Origin of the sequence: Lysobacter firmicutimachus, from assembly GCF_037027445.1 — a bacterium.
GTDB classification, from domain to species: Bacteria; Pseudomonadota; Gammaproteobacteria; order Xanthomonadales; family Xanthomonadaceae; genus Lysobacter; species Lysobacter firmicutimachus.
On the sequence record NZ_JBANDL010000002.1, the window covers coordinates 4442418 to 4459645 of the forward strand.

Here is a 17228-nt window from a genome sequence, read left to right on the forward strand (position 1 = left end):
CCTGCCTGCGTCTTAGCGCCTGAGACGAAGCGATGCTGTAGTCGACGCCTACGCAGGCGGCACCGCCGAGCGCCGGTATGGCGCGGCAGACTTGGCCGCCGGAGAATGCGCCCCTTCCGGGCGCCCCAAGCGATCCACCATGAGCCTATCCCGCATCGATCCCGACCTCGTGTTCGCCTGGCAAGCCGCCCATTCCATCGCCCGCGGCTCCCCGCCCCCCGTCCGCGATCGCGGCGGCTTCCGGGTGGACACCCACTCGGAAAAGGAAACCAAGCGCTGGGTTTTTCCGCAGCTATGCGATGGGCTGCGCGCTATCGCACGCGAAATCACCGCGCCGCGGCATTATCTGAAGCTGTGCGGCTACGACGAAGAACTGCGCAGCGCGCTGCCGGAGCGTTGGGAGCTCCAACCGTCGAACTACTTCATGACCACGACCGCGGCGCCCGCCGACGCCAGGCCGCTGCCGGACGGGTACAGGATGGAGCTCGAACGCGCCGGCAGCGCCGTTCGCGCCAGCGTCGTCGCGCCCGACGGCGCGGTGGCGGCCACCGGCAGCGCGGCGGAAACCGCAGAAGCCTTCGTCTACGACCGGATCGAAACCGCGCCGGAGCATCGACGCAAAGGCTTGGGCGCCGCGGTGATGATCGCGCTGGCATCGGGCAAGTTGTCCCCAACCAGCCCGCAGTTGTTGGTCGCGACCGCCGACGGCCGCGGTCTCTACGAGAACCTGGGTTGGACGGTGCTCGGGCCGTTCGCTACGGCGACGATTCCGGAGACTTGAAGCGACTGGCAGCGCTGCCCGGAGCATACGCGCGTCGGCTTCGGACCGGATCGTCCGGGTATCGCGCATCACGTGCAATGCCGCATCGGAATGCACCGACAGCGCCGGCGTCAGTGCAGGCCATTTACGAGAACGAGCCGATTGACGGTTCCGCGAAGGAACGCCCAGAACCCGTGCAGGCCCACTTCGGCGGCCGGTCATCGACGGCTCCCGGCAGCCGCATGCGCGCCTTTGTTGTCGGCCTTTCAGCCCTGCTCGCCGGCTGCCCCAGCGGCCGCATCGAGGCTGCGGATCGTTGGCACCTGCTGGCCGCCGAAGCCGCACGCTTGACCTCTACCTTTGCCGGCATGGCCTGGGGGCGACGGATGCTTCCTGCTCACGACCGCTTCCGGTCCGAGGTCTATCGCAGCTGCGCCGCCCAGGCCGGACAGGCCGGCATCGCCCGCTTTCGCGCTGTCGCGGTGATCGACGAGGCCGGGACCGTCAAAGAATATCGGGTCAATCCCGGCACCCCGGATATGGCTTGTTTCCCGGCGGATGGTCGGCCGCAAATATCCTGCGCCGCCGAGCGCGCCGTTCTATGAGGTCTACACCGTCAGGCTGACCGCACCGTATTAGCGGATCGTGTTTTCGAAACGCCCCGAACGCGGACTGCGCGCAAGGGGCGCCTCGCCGGCTCAGCCGGTCATTCCACCGTCACCGCCTTGGCCAGGTTGCGCGGCTTGTCGACGTCGGTACCGCGCGCCAGTGCGGCGTGGTAGGCCAGCAACTGCACCGGGATCGCGTGCACCACCGGCGACAACACGCCGACGTGGCGCGGGGTGCGGATCACGTGCACCGCCTCGGATTCGCCGAAGTGGCTGTCGAGGTCGGCGAACACGAACATCTCGCCGCCGCGGGCGCGCACTTCCTGAATGTTGGACTTCACCTTCTCCAGCAGCTTGTCGTTCGGCGCGATCACCACCACCGGCATGGCGGCGTCGACCAGAGCCAGCGGGCCGTGCTTGAGCTCGCCGGCCGGGTAGGCCTCGGCGTGGATGTAGGAGATTTCCTTGAGCTTGAGCGCGCCTTCCAGGGCGATCGGGTAATGCACGCCGCGGCCGAGGAACAGCGCATGCTGCTTGGGCGCGAAGCGTTCGGCCCAGGCGGTGATCTGCGGTTCCAGGTTGAGCGCGTGCTGCACGCTGCCCGGCAGGTGACGCAGGGCGTCGACGAACTCGGCTTCCTGTTCGGCCGACAGCTTGCCCTGCAGCTTGGCCAGAGTCGCGGTGAGGGTGAACAACGCCACCAACTGGGTGGTGAAGGCCTTGGTCGAGGCCACGCCGATCTCGGCGCCGGCGCGGGTGTAGTAGACCAGCTTGCTGGCGCGCGGAATCGCGCTCTCCGGCACGTTGCAGATCGACAGGGTGCGCTCGTGGCCCAGCGACTTGGCGTACTTCAGCGCCTCCATCGTGTCCAGAGTTTCGCCCGACTGCGAGATGGTGACGATCAACTGCTTGGGATTGGCGACCGCGGCGCGGTAGCGGTATTCGCTGGCGATTTCAACCTGGCACGGCAGGCCGGCGATGGCCTCGATCCAGTAGCGCGCGGTCAGGCCGGCGTAATAGCTGGTGCCGCAAGCCAGGATCTGCACGCCTTCGATGCCGGCGAACACCGACTCGGCCTGCGCGCCGAACAGCGACGGCGAGAACGCGCCGTTGTCCATCACCGCCTCGATGGTGTCGGCGATGGCGCGCGGCTGTTCGTGGATTTCCTTCTGCATGAAGTGGCGGTACGGGCCCAACTCCAGCGACGCCAGCGACACGTCGGACACGTGCACTTCGCGTTCGATGCGCGCCCCCTGCGCGTCGAACACTTGCACGCTGTCGCGGCTGATGTCGGCGGTGTCGCCTTCTTCCAGGAAGATCACCCGGCGGGTGGCCTGGACGATCGCCGAGACGTCGCTGGCGACGAAGTTCTCGCCCTCGCCCAGGCCGACCAGCAACGGGCAGCCCATGCGCGCGGCGATCAGACGGCCAGGTTCGCGCTTGCTGACCACCGCGATGGCGTAGGCGCCGACCAGCTCGCGCACCGTGTTCTGCACCGCCGCCAGCAGGTCCCCGTCCTGCTTGAGATGGTGATGGATCAGGTGGGCGATGACTTCGGTGTCGGTCTGCGATTCGAACGCGTAGCCGGCGGCGCGCAGGCGCTCGCGCTGCTCGTCGTGGTTCTCGATGATGCCGTTGTGCACCACCGCCAGTTCGCCGAAGCTGATGTGCGGGTGGGCATTGGCCTCGGTCACGCCGCCGTGGGTGGCCCAACGGGTGTGGCCGATGCCGACCTGGGCGTTGAAGCCCTCGGCCTGGGCCGCGGCCTCCATCTCGCCGACGCGGCCGGTGCGGCGCACGCGGCGCAGCTGCGCGCCGTCGAACACGGCGATGCCGGCCGAGTCGTAGCCGCGGTATTCCAAACGTTTGAGTCCGTCGATGAGGACGGGTACCACATCGCGATCGGCGATCGCGCCAACGATTCCGCACATGCTGGGGGCAACTCCTTCGGGGGATGGCCGCGATTCTAGCCAGTGCGCTTTGCGGACACGTCCGGCGGACAGAGCGACTGTCCGGACGGACGCCCGGACAGGAACGTACGCCATTTTAAATCAACAACTTGCGATTGGCACGGGTTGTGCTTGGGTTAAGCCCAGACATCCGGATCGAGCCGCATCGAAATGAGCATCCGCGACACTTCTGCGCAGGACCACCGCGTCGCCCCGACCGCCGCCGCATGGCGCCGGCCGTGGCTGCTGGGCGCGGGCGCCGGCGTGCTGGCACTCACCGCCGGCGCCTGGCTGTTGTCCGGCTGGAGCGCGGGCGGGCGCTCGATCGCGGCCGAGCGGCTGCGCTTCGCCGAAGTCGAGCGCGGCGATCTGGTCCGCGACATCGCCGCCGACGGCCGGGTCATCGCCGCCAACAGCCCGATCCTGTACGCGATCGCCGGCGGCTCGGTCGACCTCAAGGTGGTGGCCGGCGACGTGGTCCGCCGCGGCCAGGTGCTGGCCGAGATCGACAGCCCCGAATTGCGCAGCAAGCTGGCCCAGGAACAGGCCACCCTGGCCGGCCTGGAAGCCGAGGCCAGCCGCGCCGAACTGGCCGCCGAACTGGCCCGCTCGACCGCACGCAAGGAACTCGACCAGGCCCAGGTCGACCGCATCGCCGCAGCGCGCGACCTGGAACGCTACCAACGCGCCTTCGACGGCGGCGCGGTGGCCAAGGTCGACGTGGCCAAGGCCCAGGACGAACTCAAGAAGGCCGACATCGGCCTGGATCATGCCCGCGGCGACCTCGACCGCCAGGGCCGCAGCGCCGGCCTGGATGCGCGCAACAAGCGCCTGCTCGCCGATCGCCAGCGCGCGATCGTCGCCGAGGCGCAGCGTCAGGTCGACGCGCTGACCCTGCGCGCGCCGTTCGACGGCCAGGTCGGCCAGATCCAGGTCGCCCAGCGCGCCAACGTCGCCGCCAACGCGCCTGTGCTCAGCGTGGTCGACCTGGGCGTGTTCGAAGTCGAAATCAAGGTGCCGGAGAGCTTCGCCCGCGAACTGGCGATCGGTATGCCGGCGCAGATCGGCGGCGGCGGCGGCGAGAGCTTCCCGGCGCGGATCTCGGCGGTGTCGCCGGAAGTCGTCGGCGGCGAAGTGGTCAGCCGCCTGCGCTTCGTCGATCGTCAGCCGTCCGGCCTGCGCCAGAACCAGCGCCTGAGCGCGCGCATCGTGCTCGACACCCGCCGCAACGTGCTGACGGTCGAGCGCGGCCCGTTCCTGGAACAGTCCGGCGGCCGCTACGCGTATGTGGTCGCCGACGGCCTCGCCTCGCGCCGCCCGATCCGCGCCGGCGCCAGCAGCCTGAGCCACGTGGAAATCCTCGAAGGCCTGCAGCCGGGCGAGCGCATCGTCGTCTCCGGCAGCGACCAGTTCGACAACGCGGACGCGGTCCGCATCAGTGGAGAATGATCATGTACGCCCTGCACGATACCCGCGCTACCGTCCCGGCCTGGAACCCGCAGCAGCTGACCGACGCCGTGCCGCTGCGCCTGCACCAGCTGATCAACTTCGATCTGGTCCGCGACGCCGGCCCGGCGCGCAGCGCCAACGCCGAACCGCGTCGGCCGCTGCGCAATGCGCGCTACGCCGCGGCGCGGTCGCTGCCGATGTTCGCGGTCCGCTGATCCCGTTTCGCTCCAGACCTCTCCTCCAGGAATCGCCTTCATGCTCGATATGCGCCAGGTCACCAAGGTCTACCGCACCGAACTCGTGGAAACGCACGCGCTGCGTTCGCTGGATCTGCACGTCGGCGAAGGCGAGTTCGTCGCGGTGACCGGTCCGTCCGGCTCGGGCAAGACCACCTTCCTCAACATCGCCGGCTTGCTGGAAACCTTCACCGGCGGCGAGTTCCGGCTGGACGGCGAGGACGTGCGCGGCCTGTCCGACGATGCGCGGTCGCGCCTGCGCAACCAGAAGATCGGTTTCATCTTCCAGAGCTTCAACCTGATTCCCGACCTCAACCTGTTCGACAACTGCGACGTGCCGCTGCGCTACCGGCGCATGCCCGCCGCCGAACGCAAGCAGCGCATCGAGCAGGCATTGAGCCAGGTCGGCCTGGGTTCGCGCATGAAGCACTACCCGGCCGAACTGTCCGGCGGCCAGCAACAGCGCGCCGCGATCGCCCGCGCCCTGGCCGGCGCGCCGCGCCTGCTGCTCGCCGACGAACCCACCGGCAACCTCGACTCGCAAATGGCGCGCGGGGTCATGGAGCTGTTGGAGGAGATCAACGCCGCCGGCACCACGATCGTCATGGTCACCCACGACCCGGAGCTGGCCGCGCGCGCGCAACGCAACGTCCACATCGTCGACGGCATGGCCACCGACCTGAAGGCCGAGCCCAGTCTGATCCGCAGCCCGGCGCCGGCCGAAATCGCCGACGCCCTGTCCGCCTGAGGCCGCCGCCATGTCCGGCAACAGCCAGTTCGCTTACTACCTGCAACTCGCCCTGCGCAGCTTCAAGCGCAACCGCGTCCTGACCGCGCTGATGGTGCTGGCGATCGCGCTCGGCATCGGCGCGTCGATGACCACCCTGACGGTATTCCACGTGCTGTCGGGCGACCCCATTCCGGACAAGAGCGAGCGTCTGTTCTATGTTCAGCTCGACGCCGCCGACCTGCACGGCTTCAAGCCCGGCGAGGAGCCCGAATCCCAGCTGACCCGCTTCGACGCCGAAGCCCTGCTGCGCGAAGGCCGCGCCGAGCGCCAGGCGCTGATGTCCGGCGGCAACGTCGTGGTCACCCCGGCTGGCGGCCAGTCGTCGAAGATCAGCGAGGCGCGCTACACCAGCGAAGGCTTCTTCGACCTGTTCGACACGCCGTTCCAGTACGGCCGCGGCTGGACCCGCACCGAAGACGAGGGCCGCGCCCGGGTGGCGGTGATTTCGCGCGAACTCAACCAGACCCTGTTCGGCGGCGGCAACAGCGTCGGCCGCACGGTGCGGGTGGAGAACGTCGACCTGCGCATCGTCGGCGTGCTCGACGATTGGCGCCCGGTGCCGCGCTTCTACGACCTCAACCTGTCGCGCTACGGCGAGCCGGAAGAACTGTTCGTGCCGTTCTGGACCGCACGCGATATCGGCCTGGAACACAGCGGCAACCGCAACTGCTGGGCCGATTCCGGCGGCGACCAACTGTCGGCCACGGCGCCCTGCGCCTGGGTGCAGTACTGGGCGCAAATGGACCCGGCCCAGGCCGGCGCCTACCGCGACTACCTGGGCGCCTACTCCGAACAGCAGCGCAAGGCCGGCCGCTTCCAGCGCCCGCCCAACCCCCGCCTGCGCGATGTCATGCAGCACCTGGAGCACAACAAGGTGGTGCCCAACGACGTGCGCCTGCAGGTCTGGCTGGCGTTCGGCTTCCTGCTGGTGTGCCTGATCAACACCGTCGGCCTGTTGCTGGCCAAGTGCCTGCGGCGTTCGTCGGAGATCGGCGTGCGCCGCGCCCTGGGCGCCTCGCGCCGCGACATCTTCCTGCAGTTCCTGGTCGAGTCCGGCACGCTCGGCGTGGCCGGCGCGGCGCTCGGCCTGGGCCTGGCCCTGCTCGGACTGTGGGCGGTGCGGCAGAACCCGGCCCAGTACGCACAGCTCGCGCATCTGGACGGGACCATGCTGCTGACCACCTTCGCCCTGTCGATCGGCGCCAGCGTGCTGGCCGGGCTGCTGCCGGCTTGGCGCGCCTGCCAGGTGACGCCGGCGATCCAGCTCAAGTCCCAGTAACGCGCGCGCCGCGACCCAGAAACGAACCGCCGCCGGCGACGTCCGGCGGCCTCGACGGAGCACCCCATGGACATCCGCCCCATTCTTTCCACCCTGCGCCGGCACAAGACCGCCGCCGCGCTGATCGTGCTGGAGATCGCGCTGGCCTGCGCCATCGTCTGCAACGCGGTGTATCTGATTTCGCAGCGCCTGGAACGCATGGACCGCCCCACCGGGGTCGCCGAAGAGCGCCTGTTGCGCATCCAGACGGTCAGTCCCGGCAAGAACCGCAACGATTCGGCGCGCGTGCAGGAAGACGTGCAGACACTGCGCGGCGTACCCGGCGTCATCTCCGCCGCTTCGGCCTCGCAAATTCCGCTCGGCGGCTCCAGCAGCAACAGCGGCGTGCGCATGAGCCCCGACCAGAAGGACAACAGCTTCAACGCCTCGGTCTACCTGGGCAGCGAGGACCTGGTCGAGACCATGGGCCTGCGCCTGATCGCCGGGCGCGATTTCCTGCCCGGCGAATACCAGAACATGGAAACGATCGAAGCGTCCTTCGACGAGGGCCGCATTGCGGTGGCGGTGGTCAACCGCCGCTTTGCCGAACGCCTGTTTCCGGGCGCCACGCCGGCGACGGCGCTCGGCAAGCAGTTCTACAGCTGGGGCAACGCTCCGATCACCGTGATCGGCGTGGTCGAGGAACTGCTGCGCCCCAACGACTACGGCAACGGCCAGTACTCGATGATCTTTCCGGTCCGCCCGCATTGGAGCTGGTCCAACTATCTGATCGCCACCGAACCGGGCCGGCGCGCGGAAGTGCTCAAGGCCGCGGTCGCGGAGCTGCAGCGCGTCCGTCCGGGCCGGGTGGTGCTGAAGGAGAACACCTTCGCCGAGATCCGCGAAGAGTATTACCGCCAGGACCGCGCCATGGCCTGGCTGCTGTCGGGGGTGATCCTGGCCCTGCTGATCGTGACCGCGCTCGGCATCGTCGGCCTGGCCAGCTTCTGGGTCCAGCAGCGCACCAAGCAGATCGGCGTGCGCCGCGCGCTGGGCGCCACCCGCGGCCAGATCCTGCGCTACTTCCAGACCGAGAACTTCCTGCTGACCACGATCGGCATCGCCCTGGGCATGGCCCTGGCGTTCGCGATCAATCTGGGCCTGATGAAACTGTACGAGCTGCCGCGGCTGCCGGGTTGGTACCTGCCGGTCGGCGCGCTGTGCCTGTGGCTGCTCGGCCAGCTCGCGGTGTACGGACCGGCGCGGCGCGCGGCGATGGTGCCGCCGGCATTGGCGACGCGTTCGGCCTGAGCTCAGGGACAGAGGGGGCGAGCGCACTCACCCCCTCCGCCCCCGCCACACTGTTCCTTCCTTCGCCCGGCCTGGCGCCGGGCGCTCGGCAACGGCGCGCCTGCGCCGCCCCGCCTTCTTTCGCCACGGAGCCCGCCATGAGTCCGATCGCCCCGCGTCCTCGTTCTCGCCTGCGCCACAGCGCGCTGGCATTCACCGTGCTCGCCTTGCTCGCGGGCGGCGTCGCGCACGCCGCAGAAACCGCGCCGGCCGCGGCATCGCGGACCGCGGCCGTCGACGACGTCGCCGCCCGCACCCGCGCCTTCAACGCCCTGATCGACGAGCATTGGGAGGGCATGCTGCGTCTGTTGCCGGAACAGGCCAGCTTCTTCGGCGACTATCGCTACAACACCCAGTGGAGCGACTTCTCCCTGGCCGGGGCCGAACGCCGCCAGGCCTTCGGCCGCGACATGCTGCAACGGGTTCGCGCGGTCGACACTCGCGGCTTCGCCGAGGCCGATCTGCTCAACCACCGTCTGCTGGTGCGCTGGATCGAGAACGACCTGCAGTCCTACGCGATCAAGAGCCATCTGATGCCGCTGGACCAGTTCAACGGCAGCCACCTGTTCCTGACCATCATCGTCAAAGCCTTTCCCTTCAACGATACCCGCCAGTACGACGACTATCTGGTCCGGCTGCGCGCGATCCCGCGCATCCTCGACCAGGTCACCGAAGTCGCGCGCCAAGGCGCGCGCGAAGGCCTGATGCCGCCGCGCTACCTGCTGGAGAAGATCGTCGGCCAGTGCAACGGCATCGCCGACGCGGCCGGCGAGAACAGCGTTTTCGCCGCCTCGCTGAACAAGTTCCCGGCCAGCGTGCCGCAGGCCGAGCGCGAGCGCCTGCGCAAGCAGATCCTGGAGGTCGTCGACGGCGAAGTGCGCCCGGCCTATCGCCGCCTGGCCGAATTCGTCGCCAAGGAATATGCGCCGCAAGGCCGCAGCGAGTACGGCGTGTGGTCGCTGCCGAACGGCGATGCCTACTACCGCTACCAGATCGAGCAATTCACCGGCTCGTCGCTGAGCGCGGAGCAGATCCACGCCCTGGGCCTGAGCGAAGTCGAAAGGATCGAACGCGAGCAGACCCGGATCGTGCGCGAGCTGGGGTATGCCGACCTGAAAACGGCGCGCGAGCGCATGGGCCGCGACCCGGCCCGGCACGCGCAGTCGCGCGAGCAGATCCTCGAGCTGTATCGCGGCTACCTGGCCAAGATGGAACAGCGCCTGCCGGAGCTGTTCGGCACCCTGCCGCAGACCCGCGTGCAGGTGCAGGCGGTGGAGGCCTGGCGCGAGAAAGAGGCCTCGGCCGCGCAATACATGCCCGGCACGCCGGACGGCGCGCGCCCGGGCCTGATCACGGTCAACACCGGCGAACCGGAGCAGCGCCTGCTCGGCACCATCGAGGCCATCGCCTATCACGAAGGCGTGCCGGGCCATCACCTGCAATCTTCGATCACCCGCGCGCTGCCGGCGCTGCCCAAGTTCCGTACCCTGACCGGGCAGTTGGCCTTCATCGAAGGCTGGGGCCTGTACTCGGAAGACCTGGGCAAGGAAATCGGTTTCTACCAGGACCCCTACAGCGATTTCGGCCGGCTCTCGCAGGAGCTGGTGCGCGCCAACCGGCTGGTGCTCGACACCGGCATCCACCACAAGCGCTGGAACCGCGAGCAGGTGGTGCAATGGATGCGCGATCACTCCGACATGGAGGAGCCCAACATCCAGGCCGAGACCGACCGCTACATCGCCTGGCCGGGCCAGGCCCTGGCCTACAAGATGGGGCAGTTGAAGATCCGCGAGCTGCGCGCCCGTTCCGAACGCGAACTCGGCGAGCGCTTCGACATCCGCGCTTTCCACGACCAAGTGCTCGGCGGCGGCGCGCTGCCGCTGGACGAACTGGACGCTCGGATCGGGCGCTGGATCGCCGCGAACCGACCGCACGGCAACGCGCACGACGCGGCCAAGTAAGCGCCCGGTCGAGCTCCGGGCAAGACCGGCGTTCGCCCGCCATGGGCGACGCTGGCATACTCCACGCACTACGGCGGCGCGGTTTCGCGCCGTCGCACGCACAATGGAATCCCGATGCGCACGGTCTTGGTCATCGACGACAACCCCGCGGTCGCCACTGCTCTGGACCTGCTGTTCGGCCTGCGCGAGATTCGGGTGATCGCCGCGCAATCGCCTGAGGAAGGCCTGGCGTTGCTGGCGCGCGAAGACGTCGGCCTGGTGCTGCAGGACATGAACTTCAGCGCCGACACCACGTCCGGCCAGGAAGGCGTGGCCCTGTTCCGGGCGATCCGCACGCGCCATCCCGACCTGCCGATCATCCTGCTGACCGCCTGGACCCATCTGGACATCGCGGTCGACTTGGCCAAGGCCGGCGCCGCCGACTACCTGGCCAAGCCCTGGGACGACCAGAAGCTGCTCGCCAGCGTCGAAAACCTGCTCGAACTCGGCGCCAGCACCCGCGAGGTCTCGCGCCTGCACGAGCAGCGGCGCAAGCGCCACCGCGACCTGGAAGCGCGTTTCGACCTGCGCGGGCTGGTGTTCGGCTCCGAACGCCTGGCCGCGGTGATCGAGTTGGCCGGTCAGGTCGCGCGCGCCGACGTACCGGTGCTGATCACCGGCCCCAATGGCGCCGGCAAAGAGAAGATCGCCGAAATCGTGCAGGCCAATTCGGCGGTGAAGTCCGGTCCCTTCGTCACCCTCAACTGCGGCGCGATGCCTACCGAGCTGATCGAGGCCGAATTGTTCGGCGCCGACGCCGGCGCCTACACCGGCGCCAACCGGTCGCGCGAAGGAAAATTCGAGGCCGCCGACGGCGGCACCCTGTTCCTCGACGAGATCGGCAACCTGCCGCCGGCCGGACAGATGAAGCTGTTGCGCGTACTCGAAACCGGACGCTTCGAACGCCTGGGTTCCAACCGGGAGCGCCAAGTCAGCGTGCGCGTGATCAGCGCGACCAACGCCGATCTGCCGGCGATGATCCGCGATGGCCGCTTCCGCGAAGACCTGTACTACCGACTCAATACGATCCAGATCGACATTCCGCCGCTGGCCGAGCGCCGCGACGACGTACTGCCTTTAGCGCGGCATTTCCTCCAGGCCAACCCGCTCGGGTCCGGCAAGCGACTGGGCGAGGACGCCGAACAGGCCCTGCTCGCCCACGCCTGGCCGGGCAACGTGCGCGAATTGCGCAACACGTTGCAGCGTGCCGCCCTGCTGGCGCGCAGCCAGATCATCGGCGCGACCGATCTCGGCCTGCCGTTGCCGGCGTCCGGCGCGACCGGCAACGGCGCTGCCGACGAACCCGATCGCGCGGCGATCGAGGCTGCGCTGGAGCGCGCCGGCGGCGTGCTGGCGCAGGCCGCGAGCGAACTGGGCCTGTCGCGGCAAGCGCTGTATCGCCGCCTCGACCGCCTCGGCATCCGGCGCGACTGAGGCCGCCCGCATGCGCCGTCCGTCCCTGAGCCTGGTCTTCGCCGCGATCGCGCTGATCTACCTTGCCGCGGGCGCGGCCGCGACCTTGTGGCTGTCGGGCTATCTGTCCAATCGCTGGCTGGCGCTGGCCATCGTGCTCGCGATACTGGCGCCGCTGCTGATCTACCACGTGCGGCGCGCGTTCGCGCCGATGAATTCGCTGTTCCGCGCGCTCGCCGGCTCGGTGGCCAGCTACCGCGACGGCGACTATTCGATCAGCTTCCACTGGACCGGCGGCGGCGACCTGGGCGAACTGGTCGCCAGCCACAACCGCCTCGGCGATGCGCTGCGCGAGCAGCGCCTGAGCCTGGTCCAGCGCGAGCTGCTGCTCGACACCATGGTCCAGAACACGCCGGTGGCGATGCTGCTGGTCGATCCGAGCCGGCGCATCGTTCACGGCAATCTCGCCGCGCGCAAGATGCTCGGCGAAGGCCGGCGCCTGGAGGGCCAGGATTTCGCCGAACTGCTGGCGCGCGCGCCGTGGCCGATGCAGGAGGCCTTCGAGCGCGGCGGCGACGGCATGTTCAGCGTCGGCGACATCGAGAACGAAGAGATCTATCACCTGTCGCGGCGCATCTTCCGTCTCAACGGCCGCGCCCACGAATTGGTGTTGCTGCGTCAGCTCACCGCCGAGCTGCGCCGGCAGGAAGTGCAGACCTGGAAGAAAGTGATCCGGGTGATCAGCCACGAGCTCAACAATTCGCTGGCGCCGATCGCCTCGCTGGCCCATTCCGGCGCCGAACTGCTGCGGCGCGGCCAGCACGAACGCCTGCCGACCGCGCTGCAGACCATCGAAGAGCGCGCGCGCCACCTGGAAGGCTTCATCCGCGACTACGCCCGCTTCGCCAAGCTGCCGGCGCCGCGGCTGCAACCGATCGAGTGGTCGCGGTTCATCGAACAACTGCGCAGTCAGGTCGCCTTCGTCTACGACGGCGTGCCCGGCGAAGCGGTGGCCCGAGTCGACGCGGCCCAGCTCGAACAGAGCCTGATCAATCTGCTCAAGAACGCGCACGAATCGGGCTCGGCGCCGGACGAAGTGCGGCTGCAGCTGCGTCGGGTCCAGGACGCCTGGCGCATCGACGTGCTCGACCGCGGCAGCGGCATGAACGATGCCGTGCTCGCCAACGCCCTGCTGCCGTTCTATTCGACCAAGCGCAACGGCACCGGCCTGGGACTGGCGCTGGCGCGCGAGATCGCCGAAGCCCATGGCGGCCGCATCGCCCTGCTCAACCGCCAGGGCGGCGGGCTATGCGTGTCGATGGTGCTGCCGGACTGAAACGCTCGCCCGCGCCGCGCGTGCGCGCATTGCCTGGCCGAGCCGATCGCAGCCGCAGCCGCGATGGCTCCGCCGCCGCTGCTACGGTGCGCAGCGAGCCGGCGCGAACCAATCGTCTGCGCCACGCCGTGGCCGATCCGGCTCCGATGCGCGCGCATCGGTTGCCATCGCGCCGACGCCTGGCGGGCCGGCTCGACTTTCCGCTCCCGGTTCGCGTCTACCGCGATTGCCGAGCGCGGACTCGCCGATTCGCGAACGAGCGCATGGTCTTGGCGCGGCGCTTGACCCACGCTTGCGCGGCGATACGCATCGCAACCGACTCCCGCACGAATTCCGCCGCGCGCACCGTAGGGTGAAACGCCCTGCGCTTCGTTTCTGGCGTGGACGTGCGCGTTCGACGATCGTTTCGCGTCCGCCAATCGAGCTGTTTTTCCAAACAATGGAAGAGGAGATTCGCCAATGCTTCGCAAATCTACGCTTTTGGCTCTCGGTCTAATGGCAATGCTCGCTAGTTTCGGCGCGTGCGCAGCGCGCAACGTCGTTTTCCTCAACAATCCTTCGCCGCAGGACGTCAAGGACATCGCCCACTATCGCGTGAAGAGCACGGGCAAACCGTTCTTTTCCGATCTGGTGCTGTTCGCCGCCAACATCAACGGCAGCACGCCCAATACGCCCGTTCTGTACTACAACACGGAGATGAGCACGATCCTGAATCAGAACATCGACGCCGTCCGCCAGTTGCAGAACAACGGGATCAAGGTGCAGATCTCGTACCTGGGCAATCATCAGAACGCCGGCTGGTCGTGCAACATGACCTCCAGGACCGCGACCAGGCTCGCCAACGCGATGGTCGCCGACGTGATCAAGTACGGGCTCGACGGCATCAGCGTCGACGACGAATACTCGACATGCTCGGGCAGCGCGAGTTCGTTCTATGCCGTACTCAAGGCGATCCGCGCCCACCCCTACTTCGGCGGCAAGACCCTGAGCAAGGCGCTGTGGTCGGACTCGCAGTACTTCCGCTCGCCCTACAACGCCGCCAATCAGCTGACCGAAGGCTACGAGATGACCTACGCCGGCAGCGTCGGTTACTTGGCCCCGTACGTCGGCTACGGCATGGCCAAGAGCAGCTTGTTCCTCGGCATCTCGCCGGAATTCAGCTCGGCCTCGCAGGCGCGGTCGATCGCCCAGAGCGTCGCCAACGGCGGCTACCAGGGCGTGATGATCTGGGCGCCGAACGCCTTCCTCGACCGGACCGCGGCGGCGCAGTACTACACCGAGATCGTCAAAGCCCAGGCCGGCGCCACCGAGTCGGTCGAATACATGCCTTGAGGCAGCACACTGAAACCCCCGGAGGTCCGCTTGCGCGGGCATGACGGGCGAAGCGGCGCGGGCGAAGCGGTTGCCTGCCTCGCGCGCAGCCCTTTCGCCGTCATCCCGCGCGAGCGGGGGCCCAGGGCGCCCGGACAGGTTTTACAGGTCTCTGCCCGACGCGCGCGCAAAGCGGCTGGAAGCGGAAAAGCGGAGCGCGCCTGCACCGCACGAAGTTCGCCCTGCGTCTTCCACGCGCGGATTAGGCCCCCCGCTCCGTCGCGACCGCCCCGACTGGCCTAGTCGCGCACCGTCCCGGATTCGATCAGCCGCGGCTCGGCCAAGGCACCACAGGCATCGTCGGCGCCGAACAGCAGCGTCGACGGGACCGCGCCGTAGTAGCCATCGCCCACCCGGTTGTCGCGGAACACGTTGCCGGCCGAGGGGCATTCCGGCCGCGGCAGGGTGCAGCGCTCGATGCAGTACCAATCCGAGTAAGCCGCGCGCTTTCCGGCCCGGTCGAAGACGTTGTCGGCCATCCGGTTGGCGTCGGCGCCGTCGCGGGTGCGGATCGCGTCGCCGTTGACCGCGACGAAACGGTTGCGTTCGATCCGGTTGGCGCTGGCGCCGTGGGCGAGGTAGATCGCGTGCAGATAGCCCGAGTACTCGCCGGGATTCTCGATCGACTCGAAGTGATTGTCGTACAAGCCGTTGTAGCGCGAATTGATCAGCCGCACCGCCGCGTACGAGTACGGCGCCGGACCCGCGCCGTAGCGGCCGCCGATGCGGACGAAGCGCAGGTTGCGCACTTCGTTGTAGCCGTTCCAGCCGCCGGCCGGGTCGTTGCGGTCGCCGACCAGATCGATGCCGAGCCAGTAGTTGGTCACGGTCAGATAGCGGAACTGCAGTTTCGACGCGCCGGCGGCGCTGCGCAGCTCGAACCAGGTGCCGGCGCTGCCGCCGCCATCGAACACCGGCCGCGTGCCCGCGCCGGGTGTCGGCAGGAAGCTGATGCGGTGACCGTTCAAGTACGTCCATAGGACCTGTTGGCCGCGGTAGGTCCCCGGCGCGATCCTTATCTCGATGTCCTCGCGCGGCGCATGGGCTTGCAGCAGCCGGTCGGCGCGGGCCAGCGTGCGGATCGCGGTCGCGGCGCTGCGTCCGTCGCGGGCGTCGTCGCCGTCGGCCGCCAGGTACAGGCGGAACACCGCCTGCGCCGGCGGCGCGCACAGCAAGGCGACTGCGGCCAGCGTCGCGCCGGCGAGCCTGGTGATCATCGGTCGGCCCCCGCGCGTCCCCCGCGCCAGGGCAGGCTAGCGCGCGCGTCGCGCGCGCTGCGGTGCCGCGCATCACGGAACGCGCCGCTCCGGCGCGTTCCGTGGCGTCGCGCTTACTTCTTCTTGACCGGGCGCTTCCAGCCTTCGACCGTGGCCTGGCGCGCGCGCGCCACGGTCAGTTCGCCGGCCGGCGCCGTGCGGGTGATGACCGAACCGGCGGCGATGGTCGCGTCCTTGCCGATCGTCACCGGCGCCACCAGCGAAGCGTTGGAACCGATGAAGGCGCCGTCCTCGATCGTGGTCACCGACTTGTTGACCCCATCGTAGTTGCAGGTGATGGTGCCGGCGCCGACGTTGACCCCGGCGCCGATCACCGCGTCGCCGAGGTAGGTCAGATGGTTGGCCTTGCTGCCGACGCCGACCCGAGCGTTCTTGGTCTCGACGAAGTTGCCGACGTGGGCGCCGTCGGCCAGCACCGTGCCCGGACGCAGGCGCGAATACGGGCCGATCTGCGCGGCGCCCTCGACCACCACGCCGTCGAGATCGCAATGCGCGCGCACTTCGGTGCCGGCGCCCAGGCGCACGTCCTTGAGCCGGCTGAACGGACCGATGCGCACGCCGTCGCCGAGTTCGACCGTGCCTTCGAGGACCACGTCGACATCGATCTCGACATCGCGCCCGACCGTCACCGTGCCGCGCTGGTCGTAGCGCGCGGGATCGGCCAGGCGCGCGCCCTGCACGCACAACGCACGCGCGGCGCGGCGCTGGAACGCGCGCTCGAGCTGGGCCAGCTGCCAGGGATCGTTGGCGCCTTCGACCTCGATCGGGTCGTCGACGTGGACCATCTCGGCCGCGGTGTACTCGGCCGCGGCCGAGCCGAACACGTCGGTCAGGTAGTACTCGCCCTGGGCGTTGTCGTTGCCCAGGCGCTCCAGCCAGCGCCGCAGCGGTTCGCCGTCGGCGACCAGGATGCCGGTGTTGACGGTGCGGATCGCGCGCTGCTCCTCATCGGCGTCCTTGTGCTCGACGATGCGGCCGACCCGGCCTTCCGGATCGCGCACGATGCGGCCGTAACCGGTCGGGTCGTCGAGATCGGCGACCAGCACCGCGATCCGCCCCGGTGCCGCGAGCAGGCGTTGCAGGGTGTTCGGCGCGATCAGCGGCACATCGCCGTACAGGATCAGCACGCGCGCGTCCTGCGGCACGTCCGGCATCGCCTGCTGCACCGCATGGCCGGTGCCCAGGCGTTCGCTCTGTTCGGCCCAGGACAGGTCGTCCTGGCCGGCGAACGCGGCCCGCACCTGCTCGCCGCCGTGGCCGTAGACCACATGAATGCCGGCCGGGTTCAGCGCGCGCGCGGTGTCGATCACGTGCGCCAGCATCGGCCGCCCGGCGATCTTCTGCAGCACCTTGGCGGTGGCCGACTTCATCCGCTTGCCCTCGCCCGCGGCGAGGATGACGATATGCAACTGGTTCATCGAATCACGAGCC

General features: G+C 68.9%; 14 protein-coding genes. 11 read left to right on the top strand and 3 right to left on the bottom strand.

Annotated features, from left to right (window positions below; all coding sequences use genetic code 11):
* The first annotated feature begins 139 nt into the window (after positions 1 to 139).
* Positions 140 to 781 carry a GNAT family N-acetyltransferase gene (locus V2J18_RS19170; RefSeq protein WP_064748943.1) on the top strand — a complete coding sequence of 214 codons (642 nt, stop codon included), beginning with the start codon at positions 140 to 142 and terminating at the stop codon, positions 779 to 781.
* Between the two features lie 113 nt (positions 782 to 894).
* Complete coding sequence (locus tag V2J18_RS19175) at positions 895 to 1365, top strand: hypothetical protein (RefSeq protein ID WP_141233526.1); 471 nt, start codon at positions 895 to 897, stop codon at positions 1363 to 1365.
* 101 nt (positions 1366 to 1466) lie between these two features.
* Here V2J18_RS19175 and glmS read toward each other — a convergent pair whose 3' ends face one another.
* Positions 1467 to 3299 (bottom strand): glutamine--fructose-6-phosphate transaminase (isomerizing), encoded by a 1833-nt coding sequence (glmS, locus tag V2J18_RS19180; RefSeq protein ID WP_064748945.1) that lies wholly within the window; start codon positions 3297 to 3299, stop codon positions 1467 to 1469.
* Positions 3300 to 3488: 189 nt separating this feature from the next.
* On the opposite strand from glmS, the gene V2J18_RS19185 reads away from it, so the two are divergent.
* The 9 genes from V2J18_RS19185 to V2J18_RS19225 all read left to right on the top strand — a co-directional run bounded on the left by V2J18_RS19185 (position 3489) and on the right by V2J18_RS19225 (position 14481).
* Positions 3489 to 4766 carry an efflux RND transporter periplasmic adaptor subunit gene (locus V2J18_RS19185; RefSeq protein ID WP_336132613.1) on the top strand — a complete coding sequence of 426 codons (1278 nt, stop codon included), beginning with the start codon at positions 3489 to 3491 and terminating at the stop codon, positions 4764 to 4766.
* Positions 4767 to 4768: 2 nt separating this feature from the next.
* On the top strand, positions 4769 to 4981 hold the full coding sequence (locus V2J18_RS19190; protein ID WP_141233527.1) for a hypothetical protein: 213 nt from the start codon (positions 4769 to 4771) through the stop codon (positions 4979 to 4981).
* Between the two features lie 40 nt (positions 4982 to 5021).
* On the top strand, positions 5022 to 5750 hold the full coding sequence (locus tag V2J18_RS19195) for an ABC transporter ATP-binding protein (RefSeq protein ID WP_064748948.1): 729 nt from the start codon (positions 5022 to 5024) through the stop codon (positions 5748 to 5750).
* A gap of 10 nt (positions 5751 to 5760) precedes the next feature.
* On the top strand, positions 5761 to 7071 hold the full coding sequence (locus tag V2J18_RS19200; protein ID WP_064748949.1) for an ABC transporter permease: 1311 nt from the start codon (positions 5761 to 5763) through the stop codon (positions 7069 to 7071).
* Positions 7072 to 7137: 66 nt separating this feature from the next.
* A complete protein-coding gene (locus V2J18_RS19205) occupies positions 7138 to 8361 on the top strand; it encodes an ABC transporter permease (protein WP_064748950.1) in 1224 nt (407 codons plus the stop codon).
* 137 nt (positions 8362 to 8498) lie between these two features.
* Positions 8499 to 10361 (top strand): DUF885 domain-containing protein, encoded by a 1863-nt coding sequence (locus V2J18_RS19210; RefSeq protein WP_079248260.1) that lies wholly within the window; start codon positions 8499 to 8501, stop codon positions 10359 to 10361.
* A gap of 114 nt (positions 10362 to 10475) precedes the next feature.
* Complete coding sequence (locus V2J18_RS19215; protein WP_064748951.1) at positions 10476 to 11834, top strand: sigma-54-dependent transcriptional regulator; 1359 nt, start codon at positions 10476 to 10478, stop codon at positions 11832 to 11834.
* A 10-nt stretch (positions 11835 to 11844) separates the two neighbouring features.
* Positions 11845 to 13149, top strand: a complete 1305-nt coding sequence (locus V2J18_RS19220; RefSeq protein WP_064748952.1) for a sensor histidine kinase — start codon at positions 11845 to 11847, stop codon at positions 13147 to 13149.
* 495 nt (positions 13150 to 13644) lie between these two features.
* Positions 13645 to 14481, top strand: coding sequence for a glycoside hydrolase family 18 protein (locus V2J18_RS19225; RefSeq protein WP_336132614.1), 837 nt, complete (start codon positions 13645 to 13647; stop codon positions 14479 to 14481).
* Between the two features lie 278 nt (positions 14482 to 14759).
* On the opposite strand, the gene V2J18_RS19230 is transcribed toward V2J18_RS19225, so the two are convergent.
* Both V2J18_RS19230 and glmU read right to left on the bottom strand, forming a co-directional pair.
* A complete protein-coding gene (locus V2J18_RS19230; RefSeq protein ID WP_336132615.1) occupies positions 14760 to 15737 on the bottom strand; it encodes a right-handed parallel beta-helix repeat-containing protein in 978 nt (325 codons plus the stop codon).
* Between the two features lie 113 nt (positions 15738 to 15850).
* Entirely contained in the window at positions 15851 to 17215 is a 1365-nt protein-coding gene (gene glmU, locus V2J18_RS19235; protein WP_064748954.1) for a bifunctional UDP-N-acetylglucosamine diphosphorylase/glucosamine-1-phosphate N-acetyltransferase GlmU, read from the bottom strand.
* Between the last annotated feature and the right edge of the window lie 13 nt (positions 17216 to 17228).